Source organism: Actinosynnema mirum DSM 43827 (assembly GCF_000023245.1).
GTDB lineage: Bacteria > Actinomycetota > Actinomycetes > Mycobacteriales > Pseudonocardiaceae > Actinosynnema > Actinosynnema mirum.
The window spans coordinates 2,386,739-2,407,552 of sequence record NC_013093.1 but is presented as its reverse complement, the minus strand read 5'-3'; the positions used below and the strand labels follow the sequence as shown (position 1 = coordinate 2,407,552).

Genomic DNA, 20,814 nt, shown 5'->3' with positions numbered 1-20,814 from the left:
CACTGGAGTGTTCCCACCAGGTTAACCCGGTCGTGGGCACTCCCCGAGCGGTGAACTCCGCCACGCGCTCACCGGGACCTCACCTCGCGGTCTGCTCGCTCACCCAGTCCAGGTACGCCTCGCTGCCCGCGAGGACCGGCAGCGCCAGCACCTCCGGCACCTCGTACGGGTGCTCCCGCTCGATGTGCCGGTTCACCTCGGGCAGCCGCTCGTACGTGGTCTTGATCCAGAGCTGCCACTCCCGCTCGTCCTTGACCTCGCCCTCCCACCGGTACAGGCTCCGCACCGGCCCGCCGATCTGCACGCACGCCGCCAACCCGGCCGCGACCAGCCCGGAGGCGAGCTCGGCCGCCACGTCCTCGCTGTCGGTGGTGGTCAGCACGACCACGTGTTCCTCGCTCACCCGACCGAGCGTAGCCACGGCACGACGACCCTGCCGCCCGCCGCGACCCGCTGCGCCAGCCGCCGCGACCCGCTCACCAGCTCGACCTCGCAGGCCCGGTCGGCGGTCAGCGCCACCGACCGCAGCTCGCCGTCCCGCCACTCCAGGTCGATCGCGATCCCGCCGCGCGCCCGCAGCCCGGTCACCCGCCCGGTCGGCCACGACGGCGGCAGCGCGGGCAGCAGCTCCAGCACGCCCCGGTGGCTCTGCAGCAGCAGCTCCGCGACCGCCGCCGGGTAGCCGAGGCTGCCGTCGACCTGGAACGGGTTGGCGCAGGTGAGGTTCGGGTAGAGCGGCATCCCGGCGAGCGAGTCCGCCGCCCGCTCCCCCTCGCCCAGCCTGGCCCACAGCGCGGCCTTCCACGCGTGCGACCACCCCGGCCCACCGGGACCGCGCGCCTCCAGCGACCGCCGCGCCGCCTCCGCGAGAGCGCTCCCGCGCTCGATCCGCACACCGGGGTACAGCCCGACCAGGTGCGAGAGGTGCCGGTGCTCCGGCTCGGGCTCGGCCCACTCGTCCCGCCACTCCAGCACCCGCCCGTCCGACCCGACCGGCGGCTCGGGGATGCGGGCCAACGCCTCGGCGAAGCGCCCGACGTCCTCCCCGAGCACCGCACCGGCCCGCACCACCCGGTCGAGCAGCTCCCAGGTCAGCGCCAGGTCCATGGTCGCCCCGACCCCGACGGCGACCTCGCGCCCGTCCGCCGTCAGGTAGTGGTTCTCCGGCGAGGTGGACGGCGCGGTGGTCAGCTCGCCCCGGTCCTCCACCAGCCACGCCAGGCAGAACTCGGCCGCCCCCAGCAGCAGCGGCCAGGCGCGCCCGCGCAGCCACACCGCGTCGCCGCCGAACTCGTAGCGCTCCCACAGGTGCAGGCTCAGCCACGCGCCCGCCATCGGCCAGTTCGCCCACGCCGGGTCGCCCTGCACGGGCGTGGCCAGGAACCAGCGGTCGGTGTTGTGGTGCGCGCACCAGCCGGGCAGCCCGTACAGCTCCCGCGCCACCCGCGTGCCGGACTCGGCGAGCCCGTGGAGGAACTCCAGCAGCGGCTCGTGGCACTCGGCCAGCGCGGTCGGCTCGGCGGGCCAGTAGTTCATCTCGGTGTTGATGTTGAGCGTGTAGTTGGAGCGCCACGGCGGCTCGGCGTGCGGGTTCCACACGCCCTGCAGGTTCGCGGGCAGCGTCCCCGGCCGGGAGCTGGCGACCAGCAGGTGCCTGCCGTGCTGGAACAGCAGGGCCGCCAGCGCCGGGTGCTCGCGCGGCCACGTGGACGGCGGGCCGTCCGGCGCGGGGCCGAGGTCCAGCTCGACCCGGCCGACCAGCTCGGCGTGCGCGCTGGTGGCGCGGTGCCGGAACAGGTGCCACGGCGGGACCCCGTCGACGCCGACGTACACCACGACCGCGTCGTCCTCGTCGAGCCGGGTGAAGTCCACGTCGGACTCGACGGCGACCTCGTCGGCCCCGGTGACGCGGACCCCGAACCCGCCGCCGCACACCGCTTCCACGGTCACCGGACCGTGCAGCGTGGTGGAGATCCCCTTGAGCAGGTCCAGCTCCCGCCGGTAGCCGCCTTCCGCGCGGTAGCCGAGCACGAGCGTGCCGAGGGGCTGGTAGCTGGCGGTGTCGGGGCCCTGGACCGAGCGCAGCAGCTCGTCCGCGCGCTCCGGGTCGCCCGCGAGCGCGGCGGCCCTGGCGGCCCGGACGACCTCCGGGGCGCCCGCGGCGGGCTGGGACGGGTCGGGCGGGGACGGGTCGGTCCACAGCCGGTCGTCGTTGAGGTCGAACCTGCCGTCGCCCCAGCACATCGCGCCGAACCGGCCGTCGCCGATCGGGTGCGCCTCCTCCCAGCGCGCGGCGGGTTCGGCGGCCCACAGGCTAGGGCTGTCGGAGAACGGCGACACCGAACCTCCCGAGTTCGACCTCGTCGGCGGGCGCGGCCTCGGCGCCCTGCCCGCCCCCGGCGCCCGTGCCCGCCCCGGCGAGCAGGTCGACCCCGCCGCCGGGCACGGTCACGGTCACCGGGTCGTCGTTGTGGTTGACCAGGAACAGGAACCCGCCCCGCCGCACCGCCTCCACGCCCGAGGGCAGCTCGGGCAGCGCGCGCGGCACCCCGGCGCTCTCGACCAGGTGGGCGAGCAGCCGCGCGGTGGCGGCGGGTTCGGGCCGGGTGGCGGTGTACCAGGCGCGGCCGTGCCGCAGCACCACCGGCGCGTCCCCGGCGCGCGCGATCACCTCGGCCCCGTGCGGGGCGACGTCGTCGAGCCAGAAGTCGGCGGTGAACTCCCCCAGCAGCTCGGACTCGCAGCGCAGCTCGCGCTCGACCGGCGCCATCTCGTGCACGGTCAACCCGAGCAGCTCCCGCAGCGGACCGGGCGCGCCACCGGGGTGGATCCGGTCGTTCCCGTCCACCACGCCGGAGAAGAACCCGACCAGCAGCGTGCCGCCACCGTCCACGAAGGACTCGAAGCGGCTCGCGTCCCGCAGCAGGTACAGGTTCGGCACGACCACCAGCGCGTACCCCGACAGGTCCGCGTCCGGCCGGACGAAGTCCACCGCCACGCCGAGGTCGAACAGCGGCTCGTAGAAGTCCCTGACCCGCGCCAGCAGGTCGAAGTCACCGGCGGGGTGCGCGTCGAGCCGGCACGCCCACCAGCTCTCCCAGTCCAGCGCGAACGCCACCGACGCGCGCACGTCCGCGCCGACGACCTCCTCCAGCCTCGCCAGGTCCGCGCCCAGCTCGCACACCTCGCGGAACACCCGCGTGTCCGGCCCGGCGTGCGGCAGCATCCCGGAGTGGAACTTCTCCGCGCCGCCTGCCGAGGCCCGCCACTGGAAGAAGCACACCGCGTCCGCGCCGCGCGCCACGGCCTGCGCGGACTGCGCCCGCAGCTGACCGGCGGGCTTGGCCGGGTTGCGGTGCCGCCAGTTCACCGCGCTCGCCGCCTGCTCCATCAGCGCCCACGGCCCGCCCGCGAGCGAGCGCACCAGGTCGTAGGCGATGGCCGTGCCCACGTGCGACTTCGGGTCCGAGGGGTCCGGGTACCAGTCGTGCGAGACGACGTCCTCGTGCGCGGCCAGCGACCAGTAGTCCATCGGCTGGTCGAGGCCCATGAAGTTCGTCGTGATCGGCACGTCCGGGTTCGCCGCCCGCAGCACCGCCTTCTCCGCCAGGAAGCACTCCAGCAGCGCGTCCGAGGAGAACCGCGCGAAGTCCAGCCGCTGCGCCGGGTTGATCAGGTACGGGGCGCGGCGCGGCGGCACGACCTCGTCCCAGTCGCCGTAGCGCTGGCTCCAGAACGCGGTGCTCCACGCGGCGTTGAGCGCGTCGAGCGTGCCGTGCCTGGCGCGCAGCCAGCGCCGGAAGTGCTCGGCGCTGACGTCGCAGTGGCAGACCTCGCAGTACTCGTTGTTCACGTGCCACATCACCACCGCCGGGTGGTGCGCGTACCGCGCCGCCAGGTCCGTCACCAGCTCCAGCGACCGCTTGCGGTAGACCGGGGACGAGGGGCAGAACTGGTTGCGCGAGCCGTAGGACAGCCTGCGCCCGTCGAAGTCCACCGGCAGCGTCTCCGGGTGGCGGTGGCCCAGCCACGGCGGCGGCGACGCCGTCGGGGTGGCCAGGCACACCGCGATCCCGTTGGCGTGCAGCAGGGACAGCACCCGGTCGAGCCAGCCGAACTCGCGCGCGCCCGGCTCCGGCTCGATGGTCGCCCAGGAGAACACGCCGACCGTGGCGACGTTCACCCCGGCCCGCTTCATCAGCTCGACGTCCTCGGCCCACACCTCCTCGGGCCACTGCTCGGGGTTGTAGTCCCCGCCGTAGAGCAGCCTGCCGCGCGCCGCAGCGCCCAGCCCCACAGGCCCCGGTCCCGTCACACCGTCCCCGCTTCCACCGTCACCCCTTGACCGCCCCCACGATCACGCCCTTCGTGAAGTGCTTCTGCACGAACGGGTAGACCACCGCGACCGGGACGAGCGCCAGCACGACGACGGCCATCTTGATGGCCAGGGTGGCCACCAGTCCACCCCCGGCGCCGACCGTCTCCGCGCCCTGGGTCACGCCGGGGATCGGCTGCCCCTGGAGCACGAAGGTGCGCAGCACCAGCTGCAGCGGCCACTTCTCGGTGCTGTTCAGGTACAGGAACGCGTTGAAGAACGCGTTCCAGTAGCCGACCGCGTAGAACAGCGAGACCACCGCGGTGACGCCCTTCGACAGCGGCAGCACGATCCTGGTGAGCACGCCGAACTCGCTGGCCCCGTCGATGCGGGCGCTGTCGATCAGCTCGCCGGGCAGGTTCATGAAGAACGAGCGCAGCACCACCAGGTTGAACGCCGACACCGCGCCGGGCAGGATCAGCGCCGAGTAGCTGTCCAGCATCCCCAGCGACTGCACCAGCAGGTAGGTGGGGATCAGGCCGGGCCCGAACAGGAACGTCAGCAGCACCAGGAACAGCAGCGGCCGGTGCGCGAACGTGCCGGGCCGGGACAGGCCGTAGGCGGCGAGCAGCGAGATGCCGGTGCTGAACGCCGTGCCCACCACGGTGATGCCCACGCTGACCAGCACGGCGCGGGTGACCACGCCGCCGGTGAGCAACTCCTGGTAGGCGGCGAACGTGATGCCGTCGGGCACCACGACGAGCCCTCCCGCGGCGGTGATGGCCTGCTGCGTCGACAGGCTCGTCAGCACCACCACCCACAGCGGGAACAGCACCACCAGCAGGATCACCGCGACCAGCACGGCCTTGGCGGCGCTGCCGAGCGCGGAGGGCGGCTCCTCCCACACCGGCCTGGTCGGCTTCGCCGAGGCGCGGGCCGAGCGGACGGTCGGGCGCGGGGTCGTGCCGGGGGTCGTGGTCGTCATCGGGAGTACACCCCCTGCTCGCCCGCCAGGTGCGCGACCTTGTTGGCCGCCAGCACGAGCGCCAGCCCCACCACGCCCTTGACCAGCCCGGCCGCCGCCGCGTAGGAGAAGTCGGAGTTGACCACGCCGGTGAAGTAGACGTACGTGTCGAGCACTTCGGCGGCCTCCCGCCCGACCGCTTCGCGTTGCAGCAGGAACTGCTCGAAGCCCACGGTCAGCGCCTCGCCGAGGCGCAGGATCAGCAGCAGCACCACGACCGGCACGAGCGCGGGCAGCGTGACGTGCCAGAGCCTGCGCCACCGCCCGGCCCCGTCGACGGCGGCGGCCTCGTACAGCGAGGCGTCCACGGTCGCCAGCGCGGCCAGGAACACGATCGCGCCCCACCCGGCGTCCTTCCACACCGCCTGCGCGGTGACCAGCCCCAGGAACAGGTCCGGGTCGGTCATCACGTCGAACGTGCTGGCCCCGGTGGAGCGCAGGAAGGAGTTGAGCAGACCGGCGCCGCCCAGCATCTGCTGGAACAGGGTGATCACGAGCACCCAGGAGAAGAAGTGCGGCAGGTACACCACGCTCTGCACGAGCAGGCGCAGCCGGGGCGAGAGCAGGCTGTGCACCAGCAGCGCCAGCCCGATCGGGATCGGGAAGTAGAACACCAGCTGGAACGCGGTGATCATCAGCGTGTTGCCGGCGGCGGCCCAGAAGTTCGGGTCGGTCGCGATCCGCTCGAAGTTCACCAGGCCGGTCCACGTGCTGGCCATGACGCCGGTGTACGGCGAGTAGTCCTGGAACGCCACGACGTTGCCGAGCAGCGGCACGTAGTGGAACACCACGAGCACCAGCGCGGCGGGCATGACCATGAGCAGCATCGGCCAGTCGCGGCGCAGCTTGCGCGACCACGCGGGGGCGCGGCGGGCGGCGGTGTGCTCGCCGCGCCGCGCCTCCGGTGGGGTCGTCAGGTCAGCGCCCGGCATCGGTGAGGACCTTGTCGTAGAACTCGCGCAGCTTGTCGCCGCCCGCCTTGCGCCACTCCTCGGCCAGGCCGTCCGCGTCCTTGGCGCTGGCGCGCCCGCGCAGGATGTCGTTGGTGCGGTCCTCGAACTGCTTGCCCAGCTTGGTCAGCTCGGCCGGCTCCTCGATGCGCAGGCCGAACGTGATCGGCTTGACCTGCTTGGAGTAGGCGTCCGCGTGCCAGGCGTGGGCCTCGCGCACGAAGTCCGGGAACTGGGTGTGCGCGTACGCCTCGGCGGGGCCGGAGATGAACCCGTAGGTCAGGGTGATCTCCTTGGCTCCCAGGGCGTTCAGCTGCGGCGAGCCGTCGGCGTTGCGGGTGCTGTGCTTGCCGTCGATGCCGTAGCGCAGCAGGAAGTGCTCGCTGGTGCCGAACGGCGCGGCGGCGAAGTTGCACAGCCGCAGCAGCTCCTTGACCCGGTCGTCGGAGAGGTCCTTGCGGAACAGGGTGAGCATGGAGACCGGGTTGCTGATCGGGTAGGTGGCCTTCCCGCCGTCCGAGGCGAACGGCAGGATGGCGGACATCCGGAAGTCCGGGTTCACCGGCCGTTGCTGCTCGAAGGTCTCGTGCCACGCGCCGACGCCGTCCTGGTGCAGCAGGACCTGCCCGGAGGCGAACAGCTCCTTGAGGCGGCTGAAGTTGCCCGCGACCACGTCGGGGTGCACGTAGCCGGCGTCGAACAGCTCGCGCATGTCGCGGATGGCCGCGGCGTACTCGGGCGTCTCGATGTGGTTGACGACCTTGCCGGAGGAGTCGCGCTGCCAGTCGCCCTTGTCGCCCCGAGCGCGCACGAGCGTGCGGAAGATGTCGCCGACCGCCCAGCGGTTGCCCGCCGGGTCGTTCACCTTGGCGCACAGGTCCTTCAGCTCCGCGAAGGACTTGACCCGCGGGTCGACGCCGAGGCTCTCGAACAGCTCGGGCCGGTAGAAGGTGGCCTCGGCGAACAGGTCGCCGGGGAACGGCACCGCGAACAGCTTGCCGTTGTAGACGCAGTTCTCCCACACGGCGGTGGGGATGCCCGCGAGCATCGGGTAGTCCTTGGCCTTGTCGCCCGCGATGAGGCCGCCGATGTCGCGGAACACCTCGCCGACGCCCGCGCTGAACCGGGGCGGCACGGTGAAGGTGGGCATGACGGTCAGCTCGGGCACCTGCTTGCCCGCCATCATGGCCGCGAGCTTCTGCGCGTAGTCCGCGCCCGCCACCAGCTCGAACTTGACCGTGCCGCCGAGCCGCTCGTTCACGGCGTCGTAGTAGGAGTTCTGCCCGAGGCCCGGCGGCACCGGCCAGAACGTCGGGGTCATGACGGTGACCTCGCCGCCGGAGAGCGGCTTCTCCTTGACCGCGTCCACGAGCGTGGAGGGGAACTTCAGGTAGCCTGCCTTGGACCCGTTGACGCCGGGCAGGTCGGGCTTGGCGTACTCGACGGGCGAGTAGGCCGGGAGCAGCTTGGCCAGCTCCTCCGAGTTGAGCGCGCCACCGCCGCCGCCCTGCTGCGGCGCGGGCCCACCGCAGCCGACGAGCAGCGCACCACCGGCAGCCGCACTCATGCCGAAGAAACTCCTGCGGGACACATTCATCGGACAACGCCCCTTCGCGTCGGTGATAGGGGTGCCGTCGGGGTGTGGTGCGCGGGCTCGACGGCGCGGACGGCGGCGCGCGTGTCGCGGAGTGGTGCTGGTCCGGTCACCCCGTGGGGAGGAAGCGCTTCCCGGCGTGGCTCGTGCCGGTGCGGCGCTCCCCGGTGCGGCGCTCCCCGGTGCGACGCGGCCGGGGCCGGCGCGGCCGGGGCCGGCGCTCTGCGGTGAAGCGCTTCGACGTGGGGCGCGCGGCCGGGTGCGGGCATGGGGTGGTCCTCACCGGCGCCCGGCGCGGGCGGCGGTGCTGGCGCGTTCGACCAGGCGGGGCCGCAGCAGGGTCAGCGGGGCGACCCTGCCGCGGTTCAGCTTCGCCATCAGCAGCTCCACGGCCCGGTGGCCGAGCTGCTCGGCGGGCAGCTGCACGGAGGTCAGCTCCGGGGACAGGCGGTCGGCCAGGTCGTCCGGGCAGATCGCGACCACCGCGATGTCGTCCGGCACGTCGCGGCCCAGCGCGCGCAACGCCTCCAGGACCGACGGCAGCGCGGCCTCGTTGTGCACGACCAGCCCGGTGACCGTGGGGTGCCGGTCCAGCAGGCCCGTCACCGCCGCCCGCACCGAGCTGTGGTCGGTCTCGGTCGGCAGGGTCGTCGACGAGATGCCGCGCCGCATCGCCGCCGCGCTGAACCCGGCCATGCAGCGGTGCGCGAACCCGGTGTCGCGCTCGTAGACCGCCCGCGGCGCGCCCACCAGGGCGACCGACCGGTGCCCCAGGTCGGCCAGGTGGTCGACGCAGCGGGCGCCCGCCTCGGCGAAGTCCAGGTCCACGCAGGTCAGCCCGGCGGCGTCGGCGGGGAAGCCGATCAGCACCGAGGGCCGCTCCAGCTCCCGCAGCACCGGCACCCGCTCGTCGTGCATCTCCACGTCCATCACCAGCAGCCCGTCCACCTGCGCGCTGCCCGCGACCCTGCGCAGCCCGGCCGCGCCCTGGTCCGCCGTCACCAGCAGCACGTCGTGCTCGTGGCCGCGCGCGGCGTGCGCCACCGCGACGACGAACTGCATGAGCACCGGCAGGTTCATGCCCTCGCGCATCGGGAGGACCAGCGCCAGCACGTTGGCCCGGTTGCTGGCGAGCGAGCGGGCGCCCGCGTGCGGGTGGTAGCCGAGGGCGCGGACGCTGGCCTCGACCCTGGCCCTGGTCGCGGGCGAGATGGAGCGCCTGCCGGTGAGGACGTAGGAGACCGTGCTGGGCGCGACCCCGGCGTGCCGGGCCACGTCGGCGATCGTCACCATCAGAGAACCCGCTCCACGCGGACGCCCGCGCGCAGCGCGGTGACGACGACCGTGGAGCCGCCCTCCCTGGTCAGCTCGGTGCCGTCCGGGGTCTCGTAGGGCCACGGGGTGACCTCGTGGAAGGCGATCCAGTCGCCCTCGGCGGGGAAGACCACGGCGTCGTCGACCAGGCGCACTCCGCTGTGGTGGTCGAAGTCGACCGCGCGCAGCGGACCGGTGCGCGGCGCGGGCCTCTCGCCCGGCAGGTCGAGCTCCAGGCGGGCGCGGACGTCGCGGCTGGACGGGCCGACCAGCAGCACGCACGGACCGGCCTCGACCGAGCGGCGGCCCCGGACCACGTCCCAGTGCCACAGCGCGTCGGCGGGCAGCTCGACCTCGGCGGACTCGCCGGGCGCGAGGTGGACGCGGCGGAACGACTGGAGCCTGCGCAGCGGCTGGCGGATCGCCGAGTCGGGGCGGGCGGCGTACAGCTGGACCACCTCGGCGCCCGCGACGCGGCCGGTGTTGGTGACGGTGACGCTGACGCGCTCGCCGTCCCAGGCCGGTTCGCCGTAGTCGAAGGTGGTGTACGACAGGCCGTGGCCGAAGCAGAACAGCGGTTCGGCGGTGGAGTACAGGTAGGTGCCGCCGGAGCGGATGATGTCGTAGTCCAGCAGGTCGGGCAGGTCGGCGGCGCCGCGCGGCCAGGCCTGCGGGAGCCTGCCGGACGGGTTGAGCCCGCCGAACAGGGCCTCGGCGACGGCGGTGCCCTGGCGCTGGCCGCCGTGCGCGGTCCAGAGGACGGCGGGCAGGTGGTCCTCCTCGCCGTCCAGCGCGTACGGGTAGCTGCTGACCAGCACGAGGACCGTGCGCGGGTTGGCGGCGCGGACGGCCCGCACGAGCGGGAGCTGCGGCAGGTCCAGGCCGGTGCGGTCCTGGGTCTCGCGGCCGTTGACGTGCGGGTCGTTGCCGACCACGACCACGGCCACGTCGGCCTCCCGCGCGAGGGCGACGGCCCGCGCGGCGCCGTCGTGGACCACCTCGGCGGTGAACGGGCCGTAGGTCTGGTCGCTGACCACGTGCCGCAGGAGCAGCCCCTCGGCCGTGTCCTCGGGCGTGAACAGCTCGCGGACGTCCCAGCCGCCGGGGGCGAGTGCCTCGGCGACCAGGTCGCCGTCCTCGGTGACGCCGAGGAACCGGCGGTTGGCGGCGGAGCGGAGGGTCCAGGCCCCGTCGCCCCAGTCGAACCGGTCGAAGCCCTCGCCGGGTTCGGCGGTGGTCTCGACGCGGCCGTCGACGACGGCGAGGTGGCGGCCGTCGGCACCGCGCAGGGTGATCCGGTCGACGCCCTCGGCGAAGGTGGTCCGCGCGAACTCGGACAGTCCACTGAGGACGGTCACGGCGCTGCCCGGCAGGGTTCCGCTGTACCAGTCCTCGAACAGGGTGTCGGCGTGCGTGCCGAGCACCGCGAGCCGGACGCCGCGCGGCAGCGGGAGCGCCTGCTCCTCGTTGCGCAGCAGCACGATCGCGGCGCGGGCGGCGTCGAGCGCGAGGTCGTCGTGCGAGCCGATGACCTCCTGGGTGATGGCGGCGTGCGGGTTGCGCTCGGGCGGGTCGAACTCGCCGAGGCGGAACCGCAGCGCCAGCAACCGGCCCACCGCGCGCTCCACGACCTCCACGGGCAGCAGGTGCCGCTCCAGCGCCTCGGTGACGGCGGTGATGGTCAGCTCGGGGTCGGGCCCCTGGTCGGTGCAGTTGTCCACGCCCGCGATCAGCATCGCGGCGTGCCCCTCGGCCTGGGTGGCGCGGAAGCCCTGCGACCCGGCGATGTTCGACGGCGCGAACGCGTCGCTGACGACGGCGACGCCGTCCGGGTGCCAGGTGCGCAGCTCGCTCTCCAGCAGCGGGCTCAGGTGCGCGGGGCGGCCGTTGACGAGGTTGTAGGACGGCATGACGGCGACCGCGGCGCCCGCCTCGATCGGCCCCCGGAAGCAGGGCAGCTCGTACTCGTGCAGCACGCGCGGGCGCAGGTCGGACGAGGTGGTGTCGCGGTCGGTCTCGTTGTTGTAGCCCAGGAAGTGCTTCAGGGTGGGCGCGGTCTTGAGGTAGAACGGGTGGTCGCCGCGCAGGCCGGACGCGAACGCGGTGCCCATCGCGGAGGTGAGCACCGGGTCCTCGGAGTAGGCCTCCTCGTTGCGGCCCCAGCGCGGGTCGCGCAGCGGGTTCACCACCGGCGCCCACACGTTGAGCCCGTTGAGCGGGTCGCGGTCGTGGAACCCGCGCGCCTCCGTGCCCGCCGCGTCGCCGACCCGGCGCACCAGCTCGACGTCCCAGCTGGCGGCGAGCCCGACCGGCTGCGGGAAGACGGTCGCCTCGCCGAGCCAGGCGACGCCGTGCGCGACTTCCAGGCCGGTGCGGAACTCGGCGAGCCCGAGGCGCGGGACCGCGGGCTGCCGCTGGTGCAGCAGGGCGATCTTCTCCCGCTCGGTGAGCCGGGAGAGCAGGTCGGCGACCCGGTCGCGCAGCGGCAGGTCGGGGTCGCGGAACGGGAACTGGCCCACGGCACGCCTCTCGTCGAACACGTCGAACCGCCTGCGCCCGAAGTCGAATCGATTCGATTTAACGGCCAGGCATTTCCGGCAGATCATCAGCGGGTGAAGTGGTCAGAAATGTGCCACGGCCTCCACCGGTGGTCAACACCCGAATTCCCGGTCGACGCATTCGATTCGAACGCGTTCGACGAATGCCGCGGAAAGCCGGGCACCCCCCGCGCCCATGGGCGCGGGGGGTGTCCTGGACCTGCGGTTGTGCGGTTAGCCGAACAGCTCCGAGTGCAGCGAGAACGCGGTCGCGATCTCGGCCTGGGCCCAGAACCTGTGGTACTCGAAGGTCGGCGCGGAACCACCGTTCAGGTAGGCCTGCACCTTGGGCCAGTCGGGGTCGTCCCGGTACATCGAGCGGATGGACAGGAACGTGGAGCTCTGGTTGATGGTGTCGCCGTTGGGCATCTTCCCGGTCCAGCCCGGCGGCACGTAGACGCCGGACCCGGAGGCCGAGTCGTAGGTGTCGTCGAACCGGTTGTAGTCCGCGCGGGACTCGGGGGTCGCGATGCCCTTGTCGTCCTGGTGGGACAGCAGCGCGGTCAGCAGGCCCTCGCCCGTGGTGCGGGCGGCGGCGTTGCCGGACTTGGCCGCGTAGTTCAGCAGCGTCTTGGCGAGCGACGCGGCGATGCCGACGTCCTGGCTGTGGTTGAGCACGCTCACCCGCAGGCCGGGGTTCCCGCTGGGGTTGCTCGGGTTCCAGGTGTCGGGCGTGCCGGTCCAGTCCATGTCGGACGGGATCTGGAACGCGCCGTTCGCGCCGACGGTGGTGTTGGCCAGCGCCCAGGGGACCCACTTGTCGAGGATCTTCTTGGCGCGGGCGTCACCGGTCATCTGGTAGAGCGAGGCGGTGCGCTCCATCTGCCACGCCTGGAAGCCGAACCAGCGGTTCGACGGCGGGTCGCGCCACACCGGGTGGGCGTCGTAGAACATGCCGTAGAAGGTCGGGGTGCCGCTGGGCGGCGCGCCGTAGTGGCCCTCCCACGAGTTCGTGACGCCACCGGCGATGCCGCCGTCCGTCGACTGGAGCCACTGCAGCAGCTCCAGCTGGCGGTCCATCGACTTGGCCCAGTCCTGCTGGCCGGTGGCCGACTTGGGCTTGAGCGAGGCGACCTGGGACAGGGCGTAGGCCGCGAGCGGGTTCTGGTAGCCCTGGTGCGAGGCGCCGTCGCCGATCCGCCAGGCCCACCCGGCGGACGTGTCGGTCGCGCCGCCCCACGCGTAGTACCAGGACATCAAGTAGTGCGCGGAGTCCTTGCCGGAGCCTGCCGGGCAGGACGGGCTGGTGCAGCCGCCGACCTTCTTGAAGTACTTGTCGAACATGGCGTACCGCAGGTAGTCGCCCATCTTGGCGGCCTTGCCGATCTCCGAGGAGATCTCGCCCGCCTTGCCCTGCGAGGTGGCCCACTGCTGCGCCAGCAGCGCGACCTGGACCGCGCGCGCGTCGGCGTCGGGGGCGTTGGTGTACTTCCACTGCTTGGCGTAGCTGGCGTCCTTGGTGAACAGGTCGAGGAACCCGTTGGGGCCGCCGTGCTTGAACGTGTCGCACGAGGAGTGCGGGATGGTCTCCCACACAGACTCGGACGAGCCGCGCTGGTAGGTGTTGATGTACGCGGGCGCGGTGTCGGTGCCGTCGCCGCAGCGGCCGAAGCCGTAGGTGTTGTCGACGTCGAACAGCCAGTGCATCCCGTAGATGTCGTCGGTGCCGTACGCGGACTTCAGCTCGGCCGCGATCGGGTCCGTGCCGACGGGGATGTTGGCGTCGAGCTGCGCCGGGTACTGGTCCATCCTCGGGTTCTCCGGCGCGTAGGTGGCCGGCTTCGAGGGGTTGTACTTGTCGTTGGTGGGCTGGTCGGCCTTGGCCGGGATGGCGAACTTCTCCATCGACGCCCACGCGGACTTGAACGAGGTCCAGTCACCGGTGATGCGGGCGTAGCTGGCCTCCAGCCACAGGTAGTAGCTGAACGCCTCGGAGGTCGTCTGGTGGCCGTGGTCCGGGGCCTCGACGAGCAGGGTCTCCACCGAGTGGTAGGGGACCTTCAGGCCGCCGAAGTCGCGGAAGTAGCCGCTGGACGGGTCGTGGATCTTGGCGTACTGGTCGAGGAACGCCTGGTCGAAGTCCGTCGTGGACGGTGAGATCTCCTTGACCGCCACGGACGCCGGGGTGATGCCGGTGGCGGAGGCGGTGAACGTGGCCTCGGCCAGCGCGCCGCCGTTGTCCGCCGAGGTGACCGTGACGTTCTGCTTGGTCGACCAGTTGGCGGTGGTGAAGGTCAGCGTCGCCGGGCCCGCCGTGAGGTCGGTGCTGCCCGCGGAGCGGGCGACCGCGACGGTGACCGGGCCGCTGGGCGCGGTGGCCAGGGAGACGCCGAACGCGCCGGTGGCCCCCTGCTTCACGCTGAGCGTGTTGGGGCTGGCCAGGATCGCCTGCCCCGCCAGGACCTTCACGCCGACCGGCGAGGACAGGGCGGTGGCGCCCTTGTTGTCCGTGGCGCGGGCGGTGAGGGTGTGGTCGCCGGTGCTCGCGCCGGTCCAGGAGCCCTGGAACGGGGCGGAGGTGTCGGTGGCCACGACGGCGCCGTCGGCCAGGAAGTCGACCTTGGCGACCGTGCCGTCCGAGTCCGCCGCCGTGGCGGCGAGCGGGATCGCCGCGCCGGTCACGTAGGACGCGCCGGAGGAGGGCGAGGTCAGGCTCACCGTGGGGGCGGTGTTGGGGCCGGTGCACGGGGTGCCGTTGATGGCGAAGTCCGTGGGCGCGGCGTTGGCGGCGCCCTTGGTCCCGTTGAAGCCGACGCTGACCTCGCCGCCGCTGGGCAGGTTCGGCGACCAGGTCGGGGCGGCGACGGTGACCTTGCTGCCCGACTGGGTGAACGTGCCGTTCCAGCCCTGCTGCACGGTCTGGCCGCTGGGGAAGGTCCACGTGAGGCGCCAGTTGGCGACCGCGTCGCCCTGGTTGCGGACGGCGACGCTCGCGCCGAACCCGGTGCTCCACTCGTTGGTGACCTGGTAGTTGACCGTGCAGGTCACCGCGGCGCTGGCGACCGGCGCGACCACTACGGGCGCGATCCCGGCTACGACGACCGCGGCGGCGGTCAGGGCGAGCGGCCGGGACCTCCCCGCTCTGGTGCGGTACCTCATGCGTCCTCCTCCTGCGCGGATCAGCCGTTGACCCGCGGGCTTGGGGCGGTGCGTGGGCTGGCTTGGTGCGGTGGCGGTGCTGGGGTGGAGAGGTGGTACTGGGGTGGAGAGGTGGTGCTCGGAGCGGCGGTGCTCGGGGTGGGGCGGTGGTGCCGGGCTGGCGGAGCTCGGGTGGGGCGGCGGCGCCCAGGGTCGGGCAGGCGGGTGTTCGGGCGTGGCCTCGCGGCACCGGGGAGGGACTTGGCGGTGCCGGCCGGTGCGCGGTGGCGCGGGGCGGCTTCCGGCACGCCGGGACCGCGGGGCGCGAGCGGACCGGACTCCGGCGGCGCGGTCGTCCCCGGTCGGGGGCCGGGGACGACCGGGCGCCAGGTCCGGGTGACCTGACCGCTCACCGGAGGGCGGGTCGAGCGCGCGGTTCACCGCCCGAGTGGACCGCCCACTCGTTCGGGGGCGGTTCGCTCGGCGGGAGGTGGGGGTCGGCACGGGTCGCCTGGGCGCGCAGAACGGCCCGTGCCGAAGTTCATCGTCCGGAGTCCGCCGTCGGCGCGGGGTGGTTCGGCGGTCGCGTCGGTGGCTCGGCCTGGATCGGCCGGGTCCCGCGCGGGTGGCCGTTCATGCGTCGTCGCATGGCGGTTCCTCCGGGGCTGCGAGGGGCGGAACGCCTCTGGGAGCGCTCCCAGGTTCGGACTGTAACGGCATCGAAACAGCCTGAAAAGAGGGTTCGACCACAAAGCCTTGACGGACTTCGCCCGTAGTCCACCGGCCGGTGCACCGGTCGGCGTCGCGCGCTGAGCCGAACGCCGCCCGCCGGGGTCGCGCGGGTCGCCTGCCCCGACCGGTGACCAGGAACCGCGCCCACCGGCCCCCGGAACCTCGCACAAGCGGCGTTCACTCCCGTGAACCCGACCTCTGTTGGCGAACGTTCACCCGTCCGCACTAGAAAACGGTGCCGCGTTCGACGCAATTCGACGGAAAAACACCACCGATTTCACTTGCCACCCGCACGCGCGCGGGGTCCCACCCGGAACGGCCCCACCACCCCCAGGAACGCCCGCCCACCGGTCACCGCCGGTGAGCGATTCCAGCCCGACCTCCCCGTCCGCCCGTCCCAAAACCCCGCCTCCTCGACGCAGGGTGAGCGATTCCACCCCACCTCCCCCAGGCAAGACCACTCCCGCACCCTTTTCGACGCCGTTTCCCGGCGGTTACAGTCCCGGCCACCTGGGAGCGCTCCCAGCCCCAGAGTGACAACCCCGTCCCAGCAACGACGCTGCGAAGAGGAACCACACCATGCGATCAACGACCACGGCGCGCGGCAACGGCGCCACGCCGTCGAAGTCCCGTCGCGGGAAGGTGGCAGCGGGAGCGCTGTCCAGCGCGCTGGTCGCCGCGGCCACCGCCATCGCCACGGGGACGGCTTCCCCCGCGGCGGTGGCGGCGGACTCGGAGTTCTACTCCGACCCGGCGACCAGCGCGGCCAGGTGGGTGGCGGCGAACCCGAACGACAGCAGGGCCGCCGTCATCCGCGACCGCGTCGCCTCGGTACCCCAGGCGAAGTGGTTCACCACGACCAACACGTCCACGATCCGCGCCGAGGTGGACGCCCACACCTCGGCGGCGGCGTCGGCGGGCAAGACCCCGATCCTGGTGGTCTACAACATCCCCAACCGCGACTGCGGCGGCGCGAGCGGCGGCGGCGCGCCCTCGCACGGCGCCTACCGGCAGTGGGTCGACCAGTTCGCGGCGGGACTCGCGGGCCGCCCGGCCGCGATCATCCTCGAACCCGACGTCCTCCCGATCATGAGCACCTGCCAGAGCGCGTCCCAGCAGGCCGAGACCCGCGCGTCGATGGCCTACGCGGGCAAAGCGCTCAAGGCCGCGTCGAGCCAGGCGAAGGTGTACTTCGACATCGGCCACTCGGCCTGGCTGACCCCGGCCGAGGCGGCGAACCGCCTGCGCGCGGCGGAGGTCTCCACCAGCGCGGACGGCATCGCGACCAACGTCTCCAACTACCGCCGCACCGCCGACGAGGTGGCGTTCGCCAAGGCCACCCTGAACGCGCTCGGCGACGGCAGGCTCAAGGCCGTCGTCGACACCAGCCGCAACGGCAACGGACCGCTCGGCAGCGAGTGGTGCGACCCGCCCGGCCGCGCGATCGGCACGCCCAGCACCAGGAACACCGGCGACCCGCAGATCGACGCCTTCCTGTGGGTGAAGATCCCCGGCGAGGCGGACGGCTGCATCGCGGGCGCGGGCCAGTTCGTGCCGCAGCGCGCGTACGACATGGCGGTGGCCGCAGGTCCCGCCCCGACGACGACAACGACGACCACCACGACCACGCGCGTCACCACGACCACCACCACGCCCCCGCCGAACGGCGCGGCCTGCGTGGTGCGGCACCGGGTGGTCAGCTCGTGGTCGGGCGGCCACACCGGCGAGGTGGTGATCGAGAACCGGGGTCCGGCGCTCCAGAACTGGACCTTGGAGTTCTCCGCCCCCGGCGTGGCCGTCTCCCAGGGCTGGAACGGGACGTGGACGGACCTGGGCGACACCGTCCGGGTCACGAGCGCGTCCTGGAACGGCGGGATCGCCACCGGTGGAACCGCGACCACCGGCTACTCGGCGAGCTTCAGCGGCGGCACGCCCCCGTTCACGTCTCCCGTGCTGAACGGAACGGCCTGCGCCTGACCCGCGCGCTTCCCCAGTCCGCCACCCTCCCCGGCGCGCCAGCCGGGGAGGGTGGCCGCTTTACTGTGCCCATGCGCTGCCCCTGCGGTTCCGGTTCCCCCTACGACGAGTGCTGCGCCCGCTACCACGGCGGCGAGCGCGCGCCGACGGCCGTGGCGCTGATGCGCTCGCGCTACTCGGCGTTCGCGGTGGGGGACACCGACTACCTGCTGCGCACCTGGCACCCGGACACCCGGCCCGAGGGGCTGGAGCTGGAGCCGGGGCAGAAGTGGCTGCGCCTGGAGGTGCTGTCGTGGACCGGCGGGGGCGTGCTGGACGCCGAGGGCGAGGTGGAGTTCCGGGCGCACTACCGCTGGTCGGGCGGCCGGGAGGAGCTGCACGAGCGGAGCGCGTTCCGGCGGGTCGACGGGGCGTGGGCGTACGTCGAGGCGCTCGGCTGACCGGTCAGCCGCCGAACCAGTCCTGCGCCAGCTCGTCGAACGTGGTCGCGCCGCTCGGCACCTCCTTGAGGTACCAGGGCAGGTTCGAGTACACGTGCAGCAGGGTGTAGGCCATGACGCGGCGCGGGTCGACCTCGCGCCCGTACCCGGCGTGCAGCGCCCGGTTGGCGGCCCGCTCGCCCCGCGTGAGGAAGACGCCGGTGGCGACGAACTCGTACTCGCGCGCGGCGGGCATGGCGGGCTCGAAGTCGAACAGCCCGGTGAGCCTGCCGCCGCTCGTGAGCAGGTGGGCGCCCATGACCTCGGTGTGCGCGAGGACCCGCGGCTCCGCGCCGAGGTCGACGGAGTCGAGGAAGTCGGGGATCTGCTCGACCCACCGCTCCGCGAGCCCGCGCGCCCGCTGCCGCTCGACGCAGCCCGCGCGCTGCCGCGCGGTGAACGCGGCCCAGTCCGCGGGTTCGGCGACCGGTGACGGGACCTCGTGCAGCGCGGCGAGGCACTCGCCGACCCGGTGGGCGAGGTCGACCCGCTCGGCGGCGCCCAGCCGGGGCCACCGCAGGTGGACCTCGTCGCCGTGCAACCGTCCCATGTGGACGTACCCCCAGCCCTGGAACTCCCCGGAGCCGAGAAGTTCGGGCGTGGGCGCCGGGAGCTTCCCGTGCACGGCGGCCAGGACGTCCCGCTCCGGCGCGACCTCCGGGAGGTAGAGCGCGGGGAAGAGCTTGAGCACGTGGTCGTGGCCGACCGAGTAGACCGGGAGCGATCCGGAGGCGAACCGCTCGGGGACGGCGGTCAGCCCCAGGCGCCGCGCGAGCTCGGCGACGCCGGGCAGCAGCTCCTCGGGGGTGATCGCCTCGAAGCGGGCCTCGGTGTCGGCGACTGGCAGCGGCATGGGCGCGAAGCTAGCAAGGGGATCGCCTGCGGCCAAACGGTTTTGCGCGACCCGGGGTGCACGGCGCGCCCAGCGCCGGAACTGGGGCGGTCCGGGTTCGGAGGGGTGTCGTGGGAGCGGTTGGCCGGTACCTGCGCGACCGGCCAACCCGTCCCCCGGTCCCCTCCCCGTGACCGCTCCGCACCCCCGACGCGGGTCAGTCCGCCGTCAGCGGTCGAACAGCGGGGCGAAGGCGGTGCGCCAGCTGCTCTCCAGCAGCTCGCCGATGTGGTCGAAGTAGCGCTCCACCACGTGCGCGGCGTCGGCGCCGTCGAGCTCCGTGCACTTGTCGAGGTCGTCCCACTCGTGCCCGAGGCCGAGCCGGTCGAGCGCGGCGAGCACCTCGGCGTCCTTCAGGACCGCGCTGTCCCACGCGCAGGCCGCGCCGAGCAGGTAGCGCAGGTGGTAGGTGGTCTCGCCGCGCTCCAGCTCCTCGCTCTCGAAGAACGTGTTCTCGAACTCGGCGAGCCCGGACTCCTCGTCGGCGATCTCGACCAGCTCGGCCCAGTAGGCGGCGTCGTGCTCGCCATCGGTCTGGGTGAAGTGCTCGGCCGCGAACTCGGCCATGGCCCCCGCGTCGTCGATGAGCGGGGACAGCACCAAGTCGGAGGGGTAGTTGAAGGCGAAGTAGTGCCTGGCGCCGTCCAGGGTGAGGGATTCGATTCCCACAACGGCCCCTTCGCCGCCGGGGAACGGTTCGTAGGTCATGTGATCATCATGGTTGACCAGGCCGACAATTCCGACAGGCGTAACCGGTTGCGACGATTGGAGCAATGTCACACGGCCGAAGGGTTGCCCTCCACCGGTGCGGTCACCTGGGCAGGGTGCAGGCGGCGCCCGCGTTGAACGCGGCCGGTCCGGTGTCGAGCGCGCCACGCCGCGCGGTCGCCTCGTAGCCCTGGGTGCACGGCGGCGGCTCGAAGAAGGTGAGCGCCAGTCCGAGGGAGACGCCGCCGCCGGAGTACACCGACTGCCCGACCTCGACGGCGCGCGGCAGGGACACCAGCACCTGCTCCAGCTCGCCCTGCCTGCGCAGCAGCACGTCGGCGGTGGTGACGAGGTTCGCCAGGGTGGCGCCGAGCCCGCCGCCGCTCTCCCGGAGCAGCCCGCCGACCTCCTCGCCGACGCCGGGCCCGGCCTCGATCACCCGCCGCAGGTCGGCGTCACCGCGCTCCAGGGCGGCGGCGACCTGGGCGGCGGACCCGGCGAACGAGGTGATGGCGGCGGCCTGGTCGAGCTGGGTGTCCAGCACAATCCCGGCGTCGCGCAGCAGGGCGCTGGTCCGCGGCAGGTGCTCGCCCGCGGTGGCGGTGAGGTCGCGGACGCTGTCGAGCAGCAGCCCGAGGTCCGGTCCGGTGTCGCGGAGCGCGAGGTCCAGCTCGTCCACGACGGTGCGCAGCGCGTCCTGCGGCACGGACCTGGCCAGGTCGTCCAGCTCGGTGAGCACGCCCTCCACCGGTGGTGGCAGCGCGGTCCGCCCGATCGGCACGACCTCGCCCACGGCGAGGTCCCCGGCGAGGTCCCCGCTCCCCTCCCCGTCGCCGGGCTTGAAGTCCAGGTACTGCTCGCCGACGGCGGACCGGTTGGTCACCACCGCCCGCGCGGCGCGCGGGATCGCGACGCCGCCGTCGATCAGCAGGTCGGCCTGCACGACCCCGTCGACCAGCCGGACCCGGTCGACCCGCCCGACCCGGACCCCCCGGTGGGTGACCTCGCCGCCCGCGAACAGCCCGCCGGTCCTGGCCAGTCGCACGTGCACGGGGTACTCGTCGCCCGGCACGAGCCCGGCGTAGCGGGCGCCGGTGAACCCGGTGCCCACCAGGGCGATCACCACGAACAGCGCGATCCTGACCCGCACTCCC

Annotated in this window: 14 protein-coding genes; 2 read left to right on the top strand and 12 right to left on the bottom strand. The window is 73.2% G+C overall.

Features of this window, described 5'->3' with window-relative positions:
- Positions 1-79: 79 nt before the first annotated feature.
- From cutA to AMIR_RS10870, 9 genes are all read right to left on the bottom strand, one after another.
- Positions 80-403, bottom strand: a complete 324-nt coding sequence (gene cutA / locus AMIR_RS10910; RefSeq protein ID WP_041836694.1) for a divalent-cation tolerance protein CutA — start codon at positions 401-403, stop codon at positions 80-82.
- On the bottom strand, positions 400-2,340 hold the full coding sequence (locus AMIR_RS40925; protein WP_015801008.1) for a glycosyl hydrolase family 95 catalytic domain-containing protein: 1,941 nt from the start codon (positions 2,338-2,340) through the stop codon (positions 400-402). Before AMIR_RS40925 ends, cutA begins: the two co-directional genes overlap by 4 nt.
- Entirely contained in the window at positions 2,315-4,297 is a 1,983-nt protein-coding gene (locus AMIR_RS10900; RefSeq protein ID WP_015801007.1) for a beta-galactosidase, read from the bottom strand. Before AMIR_RS10900 ends, AMIR_RS40925 begins: the two co-directional genes overlap by 26 nt.
- 37 nt (positions 4,298-4,334) lie before the next feature.
- Complete coding sequence (locus AMIR_RS10895) at positions 4,335-5,300, bottom strand: carbohydrate ABC transporter permease (protein WP_015801006.1); 966 nt, start codon at positions 5,298-5,300, stop codon at positions 4,335-4,337.
- Positions 5,297-6,271, bottom strand: a complete 975-nt coding sequence (locus AMIR_RS10890) for an ABC transporter permease (protein ID WP_015801005.1) — start codon at positions 6,269-6,271, stop codon at positions 5,297-5,299. The genes AMIR_RS10895 and AMIR_RS10890 overlap by 4 nt, the downstream gene beginning before the upstream one ends.
- On the bottom strand, positions 6,258-7,856 hold the full coding sequence (locus tag AMIR_RS10885) for an extracellular solute-binding protein (RefSeq protein ID WP_015801004.1): 1,599 nt from the start codon (positions 7,854-7,856) through the stop codon (positions 6,258-6,260). Before AMIR_RS10885 ends, AMIR_RS10890 begins: the two co-directional genes overlap by 14 nt.
- A 306-nt stretch (positions 7,857-8,162) precedes the next feature.
- Positions 8,163-9,176 (bottom strand): LacI family DNA-binding transcriptional regulator, encoded by a 1,014-nt coding sequence (locus AMIR_RS10880; protein WP_015801003.1) that lies wholly within the window; start codon positions 9,174-9,176, stop codon positions 8,163-8,165.
- A complete protein-coding gene (locus AMIR_RS10875) occupies positions 9,176-11,737 on the bottom strand; it encodes a beta-glucosidase family protein (RefSeq protein ID WP_187313500.1) in 2,562 nt (853 codons plus the stop codon). Before AMIR_RS10875 ends, AMIR_RS10880 begins: the two co-directional genes overlap by 1 nt.
- A 231-nt stretch (positions 11,738-11,968) precedes the next feature.
- On the bottom strand, positions 11,969-14,893 hold the full coding sequence (locus AMIR_RS10870) for a glycoside hydrolase family 48 protein (protein WP_015801001.1): 2,925 nt from the start codon (positions 14,891-14,893) through the stop codon (positions 11,969-11,971).
- Positions 14,894-16,183: 1,290 nt separating this feature from the next.
- On the opposite strand from AMIR_RS10870, the gene AMIR_RS10865 reads away from it, so the two are divergent.
- Both AMIR_RS10865 and AMIR_RS10860 read left to right on the top strand, forming a co-directional pair.
- Positions 16,184-17,581 (top strand): glycoside hydrolase family 6 protein, encoded by a 1,398-nt coding sequence (locus AMIR_RS10865; protein WP_015801000.1) that lies wholly within the window; start codon positions 16,184-16,186, stop codon positions 17,579-17,581.
- 71 nt (positions 17,582-17,652) lie between these two features.
- Positions 17,653-18,021 carry a YchJ family protein gene (locus AMIR_RS10860; protein WP_015800999.1) on the top strand — a complete coding sequence of 123 codons (369 nt, stop codon included), beginning with the start codon at positions 17,653-17,655 and terminating at the stop codon, positions 18,019-18,021.
- Positions 18,022-18,025: 4 nt separating this feature from the next.
- Here AMIR_RS10860 and AMIR_RS10855 read toward each other — a convergent pair whose 3' ends face one another.
- From AMIR_RS10855 to AMIR_RS10845, 3 genes are all read right to left on the bottom strand, one after another.
- The gene (locus tag AMIR_RS10855) at positions 18,026-18,913 is read right to left on the bottom strand and encodes an aminoglycoside phosphotransferase family protein (RefSeq protein ID WP_015800998.1); all 888 of its coding nucleotides are present in this window, start codon (positions 18,911-18,913) and stop codon (positions 18,026-18,028) included.
- Between the two features lie 207 nt (positions 18,914-19,120).
- Positions 19,121-19,660 carry a hypothetical protein gene (locus AMIR_RS35485; protein ID WP_015800997.1) on the bottom strand — a complete coding sequence of 180 codons (540 nt, stop codon included), beginning with the start codon at positions 19,658-19,660 and terminating at the stop codon, positions 19,121-19,123.
- A 103-nt stretch (positions 19,661-19,763) separates the two neighbouring features.
- Positions 19,764-20,810: an MCE family protein gene (locus AMIR_RS10845; RefSeq protein WP_015800996.1), complete on the bottom strand. Its 1,047-nt coding sequence runs from the start codon at positions 20,808-20,810 to the stop codon at positions 19,764-19,766.
- Positions 20,811-20,814: the final 4 nt, after the last annotated feature.